General features: G+C 65.4%; 7 protein-coding genes and 1 tRNA gene. 4 read left to right on the forward strand and 4 right to left on the reverse strand.

All coding sequences use genetic code 11. From position 1 onward, the window contains the following. Positions 1-106: 106 nt before the first annotated feature. The 3 genes from metH to FHT09_RS15045 are packed head-to-tail and all read right to left on the reverse strand — an operon-like array spanning position 107 to position 5,021. Positions 107-2,860, reverse strand: a complete 2,754-nt coding sequence (gene metH, locus FHT09_RS15035) for a methionine synthase (protein ID WP_104605448.1) — start codon at positions 2,858-2,860, stop codon at positions 107-109. Further along, positions 2,857-4,029, reverse strand: a complete 1,173-nt coding sequence (locus FHT09_RS15040) for a homocysteine S-methyltransferase family protein (RefSeq protein WP_104605450.1) — start codon at positions 4,027-4,029, stop codon at positions 2,857-2,859. Before FHT09_RS15040 ends, metH begins: the two co-directional genes overlap by 4 nt. After that, the gene (locus FHT09_RS15045) at positions 4,026-5,021 is read right to left on the reverse strand and encodes a metalloregulator ArsR/SmtB family transcription factor (protein ID WP_166775642.1); all 996 of its coding nucleotides are present in this window, start codon (positions 5,019-5,021) and stop codon (positions 4,026-4,028) included. The genes FHT09_RS15040 and FHT09_RS15045 overlap by 4 nt, the downstream gene beginning before the upstream one ends. Before the next feature lie 152 nt (positions 5,022-5,173). Between FHT09_RS15045 and FHT09_RS15050 the strand changes: the two genes are divergently transcribed. Both FHT09_RS15050 and FHT09_RS15055 read left to right on the forward strand, forming a co-directional pair. Next, the gene (locus tag FHT09_RS15050; RefSeq protein ID WP_243849071.1) at positions 5,174-6,292 is read left to right on the forward strand and encodes an acyl-CoA dehydrogenase family protein; all 1,119 of its coding nucleotides are present in this window, start codon (positions 5,174-5,176) and stop codon (positions 6,290-6,292) included. Between the two features lie 325 nt (positions 6,293-6,617). Continuing rightward, on the forward strand, positions 6,618-8,141 hold the full coding sequence (locus tag FHT09_RS15055; protein WP_104605456.1) for a platelet-activating factor acetylhydrolase IB subunit: 1,524 nt from the start codon (positions 6,618-6,620) through the stop codon (positions 8,139-8,141). A gap of 221 nt (positions 8,142-8,362) precedes the next feature. Here FHT09_RS15055 and FHT09_RS15060 read toward each other — a convergent pair. Beyond that, positions 8,363-8,449 (reverse strand) — tRNA-Leu (locus FHT09_RS15060). A gap of 121 nt (positions 8,450-8,570) precedes the next feature. Here FHT09_RS15060 and rnr point away from each other — a divergent pair. Next, complete coding sequence (gene rnr, locus FHT09_RS15065) at positions 8,571-11,111, forward strand: ribonuclease R (RefSeq protein ID WP_104605458.1); 2,541 nt, start codon at positions 8,571-8,573, stop codon at positions 11,109-11,111. A 173-nt stretch (positions 11,112-11,284) separates the two neighbouring features. Continuing rightward, complete coding sequence (gene rlmB, locus FHT09_RS15070) at positions 11,285-12,034, forward strand: 23S rRNA (guanosine(2251)-2'-O)-methyltransferase RlmB (protein WP_104605460.1); 750 nt, start codon at positions 11,285-11,287, stop codon at positions 12,032-12,034. Positions 12,035-12,414: the final 380 nt, after the last annotated feature.

Raw genomic sequence — 12,414 nt, forward strand, 5'->3', positions numbered from 1 at the left:
CGTGCAATGCGTCGGCGCCGCGTAGGAGCGCACCCGGGCGCGATGAGGCTTTACCGGTAAAGCCTCATCGCGCCCGGGTGCGCTCCTACGATGTCTGAGCCGGTTCTTACTCCGGGTCGTAATCCAGATTCGATGCCAGCCAACGTTCGGCCAATGCCAAGGTGATGCCCTTGCGCTTGGCGTAGTCGGCCACCTGTTCCTTGCCCAGGCGCCCGACCACGAAGTACTGGCTCTTGGGATGGCTGAAGTAGTAGCCGGAGACCGCTGCGGTGGGCAGCATCGCGAAACTTTCGGTCAGCGTCATCGTGGTATGACGCTCGGCATCGAGCAGGTCGAACAGGGTGCGCTTTTCGCTGTGCTCGGGGCAGGCGGGATAACCCGGTGCCGGGCGAATTCCCCGATAGCGCTCGGCGATCAGCGCTTCGTTGTCCAGCGTCTCATCTTCCACATAACCCCAGAATTCGGTACGCACGCGTTGATGCAGGCGTTCGGCCAGCGCCTCGGCCAGACGGTCGGCCAGGGCCTTGAGCAGGATGGAGTTGTAGTCGTCGTGCGCGGCTTCAAACCGTGCCACATGCGGGTCGATACCGATACCGGCGGTCACCGCAAACGCACCGATCCAGTCCTGCTTGCCGCTGCTCTTGGGCGCGATGAAATCGGCCAGGCAGAAGTCGGGGCGGTCGATGGGTTTGTCGACTTGTTGGCGTAAAAAGTGCAGGGAATGGGGAATGGAGAATCGGGAATGGTCGGGCGCCGATGCGCCGCCTTGCGATTCCCGATTCCCGATTCCCGATTCCGCAGGCTCGGTCAGCACGACAACATCATCGCCTACCGCATTGGCCGGCCACAGCCCGAACACGGCCTTCGCGGTGAGCCATTTTTCGGCGACGATGGTGCGCAGCATCTTGCGTGCATCGCGGTACAACTCGCTGGCCTGGGTGCCGACCACCTCGTCGCTGAGGATCGCCGGAAACTTGCCGGCCAGTTCCCAGGCCTGGAAGAACGGGGTCCAGTCGATCAGCTCGATCAACTCCTGCAGCGGATAGTCGTTCAACACATGCAGGCCCGGCTGGCGCGGGGCGGGCGGCGTGTAGGTGTCCCAGTCGCCATCGAAACGCTGGGCGCGTGCCTTTTCCAGCGACACCAGGCGTTTGGCGTCGCCGCGGTTGCGATGGCGCGCGCGGATCTCTGCGTAGTCGGCATCGTTGGCGGCGACGAAGGCCTGGCGTAGGTCGCGCGAGATCAGCGATTGCGCAACGCCCACCGCACGCGAGGCGTCCTTCACCCACACGGTGGGGGCGGTGTAATGCGGGTCGATCTTCAATGCAGTGTGCGCGCGCGAGGTGGTCGCGCCACCGATCAACAGCGGAATCTCGAAGCCTTGCCGCTGCATCTCACGTGCAACGTGCGACATCTCTTCCAGCGACGGCGTGATCAGGCCGGACAAGCCGATCAGGTCCGCATTCTCTGCGCGTGCACGGTCCAGTATCACCTGCGCCGACACCATCACGCCCAGGTCCACCACGTCGAAGTTGTTGCATGCCAGCACCACGCCGACGATGTTCTTGCCGATGTCGTGCACGTCGCCCTTGACGGTGGCCATGATGATCTTGCCGTTGGACTTGCCGACATCGCCGGTCCGCAGCTTTTCCGCTTCGATAAAGGGCAGCAGATACGCCACCGCCTTCTTCATCACACGCGCGGACTTGACCACCTGCGGCAGGAACATCTTGCCGGCGCCGAACAGGTCGCCGACCACGTTCATGCCGTCCATCAGCGGGCCTTCGATCACATCCAGCGGACGGGTGGATTGCTGGCGCGCTTCCTCGGTGTCGGTTTCAACGAATGCGTCGATGCCGTGCACCAGTGCATGCGCCAGCCGCGCACGCACCGGCTTCTCGCGCCAGGCCAGGTCCTCGACTTTCGCCGCGCCCTTGCTGCCTTTGTAGCGTTCGGCGATTTCCAGCAGCCGCTCGGTGCCGTCGCGGCGCCGATTGAGGATCACATCCTCCACGCGTTCGCGCAGTTCCGGGTCCAGCTCGTCGTAGATCGGCATGCCGCCGGCGTTGACGATGCCCATGTCCATGCCGGCCTTGATCGCATGGAACAGGAACACCGAGTGGATCGCCTGGCGCACCATCTCGTTGCCGCGGAACGAGAACGACACGTTGGAGACGCCGCCGGAAATATGGCAATGCGGCAGCGTGCGTTTGATCTGGCGGGTGGCTTCGATGAAGTCCACCGCGTAGTTGTCGTGCTCCTCGATGCCGGTGGCCACGGCAAAGATGTTTGGGTCGAAGATGATGTCTTCCGGCGGAAATCCTACCTGTTCGGTCAACACCTTATAGGCGCGCGTGCAGATCTCGACCTTGCGCGCGCAGGTATCGGCCTGGCCGACTTCATCGAACGCCATCACCACCGCGGCAGCGCCATAGCGCAGCACCTTGCGCGCGTGTTCGATGAACAGTGCCTCGCCTTCCTTGAGCGAGATCGAATTGACCACGCTCTTGCCTTGCAGGCACTTCAGGCCGGCTTCGATCACGCTCCACTTGGACGAATCCACCATCACCGGAATGCGCGCGATATCCGGCTCGGACATGATCAGGTTGAGAAAGCGCGTCATCGCCTTTTCCGAATCGATCAAGCCCTCGTCCATGTTGACGTCGAGGATCTGCGCACCGTTGGCGACCTGCTGGCGCGCCACTTCCACCGCTTCTTCGTAGCGCTCCTCCTTGATCAGCTTGCGGAACTGCGCGCTGCCGGTGACGTTGGTGCGCTCGCCCACGTTGACGAACAACAGGTCAGGGGTGATGACCAGCGGTTCCAGTCCGGACAGGCGGGTGTGGCGGGGAGTGCTCATGCGATGCTCTGGAGAAGGGCGGCCGCGTTGCTAGTCCGGCTGGATACAGGCACTTGCCGCGGCGGCAGGTCGGCGACCGCTTCGGCGATTGCGCGGATGTGATCCGGCGAGGTGCCGCAGCAGCCGCCGACCAGATTGAGCAGGCCGGCCTGCGCGAATTCGCGCAGGGTTTGGGCCATTTCTTCCGGCGTTTCGTCGTACTCGCCGAAGGCATTCGGCAGGCCGGCATTGGGATGCGCGCTGACATAGGCGTCGGCAATCTGCGCCAGCGTTTCCACATGCGGGCGCAAGTCCTTGGCACCGAGCGCGCAGTTCAGGCCCACCGACAGCGGCCGCCCGTGTGCGACCGAGGCATAGAACGCTTCCGCCGTCTGGCCGGACAAGGTGCGTCCGGACGCATCGGTGATGGTGCCGGAGATCATCACCGGCAGGCGCCCGCCGCGCGCTTCGAACACTTCCTCGATCGCATACAGCGCAGCCTTGGCGTTGAGCGTGTCGAAGATGGTTTCCACCATCAACGTGTCGGCGCCGCCATCGATCAAACCGTCGATGGCCTCGCGATAGGTGTCGCGCAAGGCGTCGAAGCTGGTGTTGCGGTAGCCGGGGTCGTTGACGTCCGGGCTGATCGAGGCGGTGCGGCTGGTGGGGCCGAGCACGCCGATCACGAAGCGCGGTTTATGCGGGGTCAGCGCCTCCACTTCGTCGCAGCAGGCGCGCGCGACCTGCGCGCCGGCCTTGTTCAATTCGTAGACCAGATGTTCCAGGTGATAGTCGGCCTGGCTCACCGAGGTGGCGTTGAAGGTATTGGTTTCCAGCAGGTCGGCACCGGCGTCCAGATAGGCGCGATGGATGCCGGCGATGATTTCCGGGCGCGACAGCAACAGCAGATCGTTGTTGCCTTTCAGGTCGTGGCCCTCCGGCGCATGTGCGTGATCGCAGCCTGGGCCATGCACGTGTACCTGCGCGCTGTCGTAGCCGTCGGCAAAGCGGGTGCCGCGATAGTCGGGCTCCTGCAGATCGTGGCGCTGGATCATGGTGCCCATCGCACCGTCGATGATGAGGATGCGTTCGGCGAGCGCGGCAGTGAGCCGGGCGGCGCGCTCGGGATGCAGCCAGGGCAGCGCAAACGGGACTGGGGATTGGGGATTGGGGATTACCGCGGGCGTCATGATGCGATTCTCCGTGAGGCAGTGGCGCTGCTTTCACCGTTTCCCGATTCCCGATTCCCAGTTCCCGGCTTCGCCGCAATCAACGAAATCACCTCGAAATGCGGCGGGCGCTTCTCCCGCGTCACCGTTTCCAGGCTGGACACGTCCAGGCCGGCTTTCTCGGCGAACCTGCGCAATTCCTTGGCAGCAAACCCGAGATTGACGTGGCCATAGGCGTGCACCGCGGCGCGGTGTTCGTGCTTGGCCAGGCTGCATAGCAGCAGGCGGCCGCCGGGGCGCAGCACGCGCGCGGATTCGGCCACTGCCTGCGCCGGCTTGGCTGCGTAGGTGAGCGCATGCATCAGCACCACCAGGTCGAAACTGGCATCGGGAAACGGCAGCGCATGCATGTCGCCCTCGCGCACTTCCACATTGCGCAGCTTGCGCAAGCGCTCGCTGGCGGCGGCGACCACGCGCGCGCTGGTGTCGATGCAGATGTAGCGGGTGGCATGCGGCGCCACCAGCTCGGCCAGCACGCCGTCGCCGGAGGCGATGTCGAGCACGTCGCCGGTTTCCAGCAAGGGCAGGGCGGTGCGCGCCAGCGCTTCCCAGGTGCGCCCCGGGGAGTAGTGCCGCTCCATGTCGCCGGCCACCGAATCGGCCCAGTTCTGGTCGGCCGCGCGGTTGGCCAGCACCGCGGCCACGCGCTCGGCGTCCTGGCGCAGCAGCGGATCGTCGCTGCCGGTGCTCAGTGCCAGCCACAGGGCGCGCTGCGCCGGGTCCAGCGACACCTCATCGAAACGGTAGTAAGCCGACACGCCGGCGCGGCGGTCGCGCACCAGCCCGGCTTCCTTGAGCTTGGCCAGGTGCGTGGACACGCGCGGCTGGGCCAGGCGGGTGATCGCCGACAGCTCGGCCACGGTGAGTTCTTCCTGCTCCAGCAAGGTCAGCAGGCGGACGCGGGTGGCGTCGGCAAATACCTTCAGGCGCGCCGACCAGTCTTCCAGATCCATGAATATCTCTATATCGCGATATGGAGATATTTTCGGCCGGGCAGGGAGTGGGGTCAACTACATACGCATGCGAATGGTTGGGGCTACAATGGACACTCAGCCTAGGCCTGGAGGGGTGCGACGTGGATTTCAGCTTTACCGAAGAACAATTGATGATCCAGGATGTGGCGCGCCGCATCGCCCAGGAAAAGATCGCCCCCAGCGCGGAGCAGTTCGATCGCAGCGGCGAGTTCCCGCTGGAGAACATCCGCCTGCTCGGCGAAAACGGCCTGATGGGCATCGAGGTGCCGGCCGAGTACGGCGGCGCCGGCATGGACCCGATCAGCTATGCGCTGGCAATGATCGAGATCGCCGCGGCCGACGGCGCGCATTCCACCATCGTGTCGGTCAACAACTCGCTGTTCTGCACCGGCATCCTGAAGAACGGCAGCGAGGCACAAAAACAGCTGTACGTGCGCGCGATCGCCGAGGGCGCGCGGATCGGCGCGTTCGCACTGACCGAGCCGCAGTCCGGCTCGGATGCCTCGGCGATGCGTTGCCGCGCGGTCAAGCAGGCCGATGGCAGCTTCGTGATCAACGGCAAGAAGAGCTGGATCACCTCCGGCCCGGTTGCCAAGTACATCGTGTTGTTTGCGGTGACCGAGCCGGACAAGGGCTCGCGCGGTATCACCGCCTTCATGGTCGACGCCGATCGCGCCGGCTTCCATCGCGGCAAGACCGAGCCCAAGCTCGGCATCCGCGCTTCGGCCACCTGCGAGATCGAGTTTGCCGATTACATTGCCCAGCCCGAGGAAGTGCTGGGCGTGGAAGGCGAAGGCTTCAAGACCGCGATGAGCGTGCTCGACGCCGGGCGCATCGGCATCGCTTCGCAAGCGGTCGGCATCGCGCGTGCGGCGTACGAAGCGACCTTGGCCTACGTCAAGGAGCGCAAGGCTTTCGGCGCGGCCATCGGCACGTTCCAGATGACCCAGGCCAAGATCGCCGACATGAAGTGCAAGCTGGATGCAGCGCTGCTGCTGACGCTGCGCGCGGCCTGGTTGAAGGGGCAGGGGCAGAAGTTCGGCACCGAGGCGGCCGTGGCCAAGCTCACCGCCTCGGAAGCGGCGATGTGGATCACCCATCAGGCGGTGCAGATCCATGGCGGCATGGGCTATTCCAAGGAAATGCCTCTGGAGCGCTACTTCCGCGACGCCAAGATCACCGAGATCTACGAAGGCACCTCGGAAATCCAGCGCCTGGTGATCGCGCGCGGCGAGACCGGCCTGCGCTGAGCAGCTGATCCGGCAGCGCGCCGCCATCGGCTCGATCGGCCCAAGATGCGCAGCGGTCGATCCGGCAGCTCGGTGCGGTGATCGCTTCGCATCGCATAGGAGCGTGCCTGCGCGCGATGAAGCTTATCGATAGCGCTTCATCACGCGCAGGCGCGCGCTCACGCAAGCGTGCGCGACCTGGCATCAGAGATGCGCCGTGTCAGTGGCCTGGCGTCGGCACCTGGCAAACACTTCGCAGTGTTACATCGCAGCTGGCGGCGTCCGCGCTTGTCGTGTGCAGCGCACGCGGATCACAATCGCTGCTTCTCCAGCCTCTGGTGCGCGCATGCCCCGGTCTTCGCACGCGGTAGTTCCTCGCTTCTCGTTGTCTGCCATTGCGCCCATGCTGGTGTGTTGGGGGCTGTTGCTGGTCTGCGCTGCGGCAGGTGCGCAAACGCCGCCGCCCTCGATCGTGCCCACCGACCGCCTGCAGGAAGCCTGGTGGTCGCAGCGGCATGCGCAGGTGCTGGAGCAGGTGAAGCAGCACGCCGACACGCCGCTGTTGTTGATCGGCGATTCGATCACCCAGAACTACGAAAAAGCCAAGGCGCCGGACGAGGATTTCCAGCCGACCTGGCAGACCTTCTACGGCAGCCGTGGCGCGCTCAACCTGGGCTTCAGCGGCGACGGCACCGAACACGTGCTGTGGCGGCTGGCCAATGGCGAGGTGGATGGCCTGCAGCCCAAGGTCGCGCTTGTGTTGATCGGCACCAACAACACCGGCCATCTCGGCCAGACCGCGGAGCAGGCCCAGCTCGGTATCGATGCGGTGGTGGCGGCGATCGAACAGAAATTGCCGCGCACGCAGATCTTGCTGCTGGGCGTGCTGCCCAGCGACCTCTCCGGCGAGAAGTCGCGCCGCGATGCGCAGATCAACCAGGGCCTGGCGGTGCGCTATGGCGACAATCCACGCGTGACCTACCTGGATGTGGGGTCGATTTTCCAGCGCGACGGCAAGCTGCGCACCGAGCTGTTTTACGACACCCGCTTCCGTCCGCCGGCCGGTGCCCTGCATCCGGACACGCAAGGCCAGCGCATGCTGGCCGAGGCGATCGAGCCGACCCTGGCGCGCCTGCTCGGCGAGCCACCGGTCAAGCCGGTTGCGGCGCTGGGCCGCGATTTTGCGACCTCGCTGATTCCGGTCGACCGGCTGGAGCAGGATTCCTACGACTGGTATGCGCGTCACCATGCGGCGCTGGCCGCAGCGCGCGCGCTCAAGCCCGAGGTGGTGATGATCGGCGATTCGATCACACACTTCTGGGCCGGCCCACCGCAGGCAACGCGCGTCAGCGGACCCGAATCGTGGAGCTGGTTGTACGGCAGCCGCCCGGTGCTGAATCTGGGCTTCGGCTGGGACCGCACCCAGAATGTGCTGTGGCGGATCCGCCAGGGCGAGCTCGACGGCCTGGATCCGCGCTGGGTGGTATTGCATATCGGCACCAACAACCTCACCGGCACCGCGCAATCGCGCGCGGCTACGCCTGCCGAGACCGCGCAGGGCGTGGAGGCGGTGGTGAGCGAGGTGCGTCGCCGTTTGCCCAGGAGCCAGCTGATCCTGATGGCGATCATGCCGCGTGGCCGCCATGCCGGAGATGCGCAGCGCGCCCCCATTGCCGAGACCAATCGGCTGCTGGCCGCGCGTTATGGCAAGGATCGGTCCGTGCGCCTGGTCGACATCGGCCCCCGGATGCTGCAACCGGACGGGACCTTGCCCGAGGCGCTGATGCCCGACGGCACCCATCCCAGTGAGACCGGGTATGCGATCTGGGCGACGGCGCTGCGCGAGGCAGGCATCACGGCAGCGCCGTAATCCGGCCTGCGCTGCAGAGCCAGGGCAGTGGCGTCGAAGAGGATGCTGCTGTCGCGCAGGAGACTATCGGTTACGCGGTTGCCGAGCCACGGCGTGCGCGGAATTTCGGCCGCCGATTGACAGCAGGCTACCGTTGGCCGGCAACGCAAGCGCACGACCCCAGGAATTTTCCAGGCCCCAGAAACCAGAAGACCCCCGATCGCTCGGAGGTCTTTTTAAACTGGTGCCCAGAAGAGGACTCGAACCTCCACGAAGTTGCCCCCGCTAGCACCTGAAGCTAGTGCGTCTACCAATTCCGCCACCTGGGCAGGTGAGCCGCGAATTTTGCAGACTCCGGGTGGGCTTGTCAATGCCTTGCGAACGCCAGTTGCCGCCCGCCGGGCGCGCCCTGCTGCCCATGCCGCGGCCGCAAGGGGTACCATGTAAGCAATGACGAAGAAAAACACCCCAGATTCCGATCGGCCCAGCCGCCGCAAGTCCACCAGCCCGGGCGAGTCCACCACCGCCGAAAAACAGAAGTTGCCGGGCTGGATGCCGGACTTCCTGGTCCGCGCCGCCGCCGGTGCGTCGACCAGGTCCGCCAACAAACGCGCTGCCGACAAGGCCGCCAACGCCTCGCCCGAGCCGCCGGTGGCGCCCGTACTGCCCACGCCGCCGCCACGCGCCCCGCATCCGCGCAAGAGTGGTCCGCCGGCGCCGCCGCCGGAACGCTTCCAGCAGGCGCCAACCGAAGCGCCCGCGCCGGCGGCGGAGTTCAAGGATCCGCATGCCGATCGCGAAGCACTGCGCTACGCCGAACCGATCGCCAGCCGCGAGGCCATCCTGCAGCTGCTCGACGCCTGCGATGGCCCGCAGACCGCCGAGGAAATCGCCGAACAACTCAATCTCAGCGACCGCATCGACGCGCTGGGTAAGCGCCTGGCGGCGATGGTGCGCGAAGCGCAGTTGGTGCAGAACCGTCGCGGCGGCTATGCACCGGTGCAGCAGACCAGCTTGATCGCCGGGGTGGTGATCGCCAATCCGGAAGGCTTCGGCTTCCTCAAGCCCGACGAAGGTGGCGACGACCTGTTCCTGCCGCCTTACGAGATGCGTAAGGTCATGCACGGCGATCGTGCGCTAGCCAACGTCACCGGCATCGACCGCCGCGGCCGTCGCGAAGGTGCGATCGCGCGGGTGCTCGAGCGCCGCATGTCGCGCATGCTCGGGCGCTTCTTCTACGAGCATGGCGTGGCCTATGTCGACCCGGACGACAAGCGCGTGCAACGCAACGTGCAGATCGCACCGGATGGCATCGGCGAGGCACGCGAAGGGCAGTTGGTGGTGTGCGAGCTGATCGCGCCACCGGACGCGCGGCGCCCGGCGATCGGCAAGATCATCGCGGTGCTGGGCGACAAGCTGACGCCGTCGCTGGTAGTGGAAATGGCGATCCACGGCCATGAGCTGCCGCACGAATTCCCGCAGGAAGTGCTGGACCAAGCCGCGGCGGTGCCGTTGGTGGTCGAGCCGCAGATGATCGGCGGGCGCGTGGATCTGCGGCAGATGCCGCTGGTCACCATCGACGGCGAAGACGCCAAGGATTTCGACGACGCGGTGTATTGCGAATCCAATGCCGACGGCTTCCGTCTGGTGGTGGCGATCGCCGACGTGTCCAACTATGTGCGTCCCGGCACCCCGCTGGACGACGAGGCGCAAAAGCGCGCCACCTCGGTGTATTTCCCGGGTTTCGTCGTGCCGATGCTGCCCGAGACGTTGTCCAATGGCATCTGTTCGCTGATGCCCAAGGTCGACCGCATGTGTTTCGTCTGCGACATGCAGGTGGGTCGCGATGGCGAAGTCACCGGTTCGCGCTTCTATGAGGCGGTGATGAACTCGCATGCGCGCCTGACCTATAACCAGGTCTGGAAAGCGGTCGGCGAAGACGACGCGGACACCAAGGCCTTCATCGGCCCGTTGCTGCCGCAGGTGCAGCGCCTGCATCAGCTGTACAACGTGCTGTCGAAGGCGCGCACGCAGCGTGGCGCGATCGAGTTCGAAACCTCCGAAGTACGCTTCGTGCTCGACAACACCGGAGAAGTCACTCAGGCCGGCATGCTGGTGCGCAACGATGCGCACAAGCTGATCGAAGAATGCATGATCGCCGCCAACGTCGAGGCCGCGCGTTACCTGCTGAGCATGCATGTGCCGGCGCCGTACCGCGTGCATGAGCGGCCGCCGGAGAGCAAGTACGAAGACCTGCTGGAGTTCCTCAAGGAGTTCCAGCTGAGTCTGCCGGCGTGGAGCAAGGTGCGCCCTGGCGACTACACCAAGTTGCTGAAAAAGGTGCGCGCGCGCCCCGATGCGGCGCTGCTGGAATCGGTGCTGCTGCGCAGCCAGAGCCTGGCGGTGTACTCGCCTGACAACAACGGTCACTTCGGTCTGGCGCTGGAGGCGTATGCGCACTTCACCTCGCCGATCCGTCGTTACCCGGATCTGCTGGTGCACCGCGCAATCAAGCACGCGTTGACCGGCGCCAGCCCGGAAAAATACATCTACACCCCGCGTCAGATGGCGGCCTTGTCGCTGCAGTGTTCCGAGCGCGGTCGGCGTGCCGACGAGGCCGAACGTGAAGTCGACGAGCGGTATCGCGCCGCGTGGATGGAAAAGCATGTCGGCGGCCAGTTCGACGGCGTGATCAGTGGCGTGACCGGATTCGGCCTGTTCGTTGAATTGAACGAGTCCAAGGTCAATGGCCTGGTGCATGTCACCCAGTTGCCGCAGGACTATTACCAGTTCGATCCGATCCGCAAGACGCTCAGTGGCGAGCGCCGCGGCCGTGCATTCCGCCTGGGCGATCCGGTGCGGGTGCTGGTGCTCAAGGCCAGCATGGAAGAGCGCAAGATCGACTTCCGCTTGGCAGAGGATCGCGGCGATTCGCCCGAACCGCCGCCGCCGCGCGCTCAGCCGGCCAAGCGCAAGAAAAAACAGTACTGAGCGCGTTTGCAATACCGCGCGCTGCCGTCTGACGGCGGCGCGCGTTGCGCACGAAGTTGACAAGGCGCCTGCGTTTTCGCAGCGGCTGCGCCGTCACGCGGTCCAGGTTGCGACCGTGACGTGGCAGGCCGCAGGCCCTACCATTCCCTCTTTACCTCTTCCTATCCCGCGCAATGAGCAAGCAGAATCAGTGGATCGTCGGCGTCAACGCCGTCGCCTCGTCCGTCGAGAACGACGCCGACAACGTGCGTGAGGTATTGATCGAGGCCGGTAGCAAGAACCCGCGCCTGATCGAAATCGAAGAGCAGGCCCGCCGCAAGGGCATCGACGTGCGCCGGGTCAACATCCAGGCACTCGATGGCGTCGGTGGGCAGGTGCGCCACCAGGGTGTGGTCGCGCGCTATGCCGCAGCGCGGCTGTGGGCCGAAAACGAGCTCGAAGCATTGGTGACCGCAGCCGAGGGACGGGCGTTGCTGCTGGTCCTCGACGGCGTACAGGACCCGCACAATCTCGGTGCGTGCCTGCGCAGCGCGGCGGCGGCCGGCGTCACTGCGGTAATCATTCCCAAGGACAAATCGGCCACGGTCAATGCGACCGTGCGCAAGACTTCGGCCGGTGCGGCCGACCGTATTCCGGTGGTAGCGGTGACCAATCTGGCGCGTTGCCTGCGCGATCTGCAGAAGCAGGGCGTGTGGCTCTACGGCCTTGCCGGCGAAGCCGAGGCGGCGTTGTATGGCGTGGATCTGCGCGGCAATGTCGGGCTTGTGCTCGGTGGCGAAGCCGACGGCCTGCGTCGACTGACCCGTGAGCACTGCGATGGCCTGGTCAAGATTCCGATGCCGGGCGATATCGAGAGCCTCAACGTGTCGGTAGCGGCCGGTGTGACCTTGTTCGAAGCGGTACGCCAGCGCCTGGGCGCCTAAGCGGCAATCGACGCCGCTGCGCGTATTGCCAAGCAGGCGCGGACGGCTTCGCAATCGGCATAAGCCATTCGTACGCAGCGGCTTCTCCGCCTCGTGCGTACCTAGCTGGCGACTGCTCACTACATCGAAGACCCCGACGTGGTGCGGGTTGGCCACACAACGCGGGGGGGTGGAGTGGGTGAACGGCAAGCGGGCGTCCCTGGCCGTCGACGGCCTGCCTGCACGAAGAGCGCGCCGATCACGCGCTGTATCAGGCCAGGAATGCGAGGCGCGATCGCGCTTGTATGGGCTAGGCGCTGTGAATGGGGATTTGGGATTGGCAAAGGCAGTGAGGGGGCGCTTCAGAACCTACTGACTGGCTGTCCCATTACCTGCGGCGC

This window comes from Xanthomonas sp. CFBP 8152 (assembly GCF_014199025.1).
Classification (GTDB): Bacteria; Pseudomonadota; Gammaproteobacteria; order Xanthomonadales; family Xanthomonadaceae; genus Xanthomonas; species Xanthomonas arboricola_B.

Bases quoted from the DNA above. Each gene is read 5' to 3' on its own strand.
- FHT09_RS15045 (WP_166775642.1), bottom strand. From the start codon at position 5,021: ATGGATCTGGAAGACTGGTCGGCGCGCCTGAAGGTATTTGCCGACGCC.
- rnr (WP_104605458.1), top strand. From the start codon at position 8,571: ATGACGAAGAAAAACACCCCAGATTCCGATCGGCCCAGCCGCCGCAAG.
- FHT09_RS15050 (WP_243849071.1), top strand. From the start codon at position 5,174: ATGATCCAGGATGTGGCGCGCCGCATCGCCCAGGAAAAGATCGCCCCC.
- metH (WP_104605448.1), bottom strand. From the start codon at position 2,860: ATGAGCACTCCCCGCCACACCCGCCTGTCCGGACTGGAACCGCTGGTC.
- FHT09_RS15055 (WP_104605456.1), top strand. From the start codon at position 6,618: ATGCCCCGGTCTTCGCACGCGGTAGTTCCTCGCTTCTCGTTGTCTGCC.
- FHT09_RS15040 (WP_104605450.1), bottom strand. From the start codon at position 4,029: ATGACGCCCGCGGTAATCCCCAATCCCCAATCCCCAGTCCCGTTTGCG.
- rlmB (WP_104605460.1), top strand. From the start codon at position 11,285: ATGAGCAAGCAGAATCAGTGGATCGTCGGCGTCAACGCCGTCGCCTCG.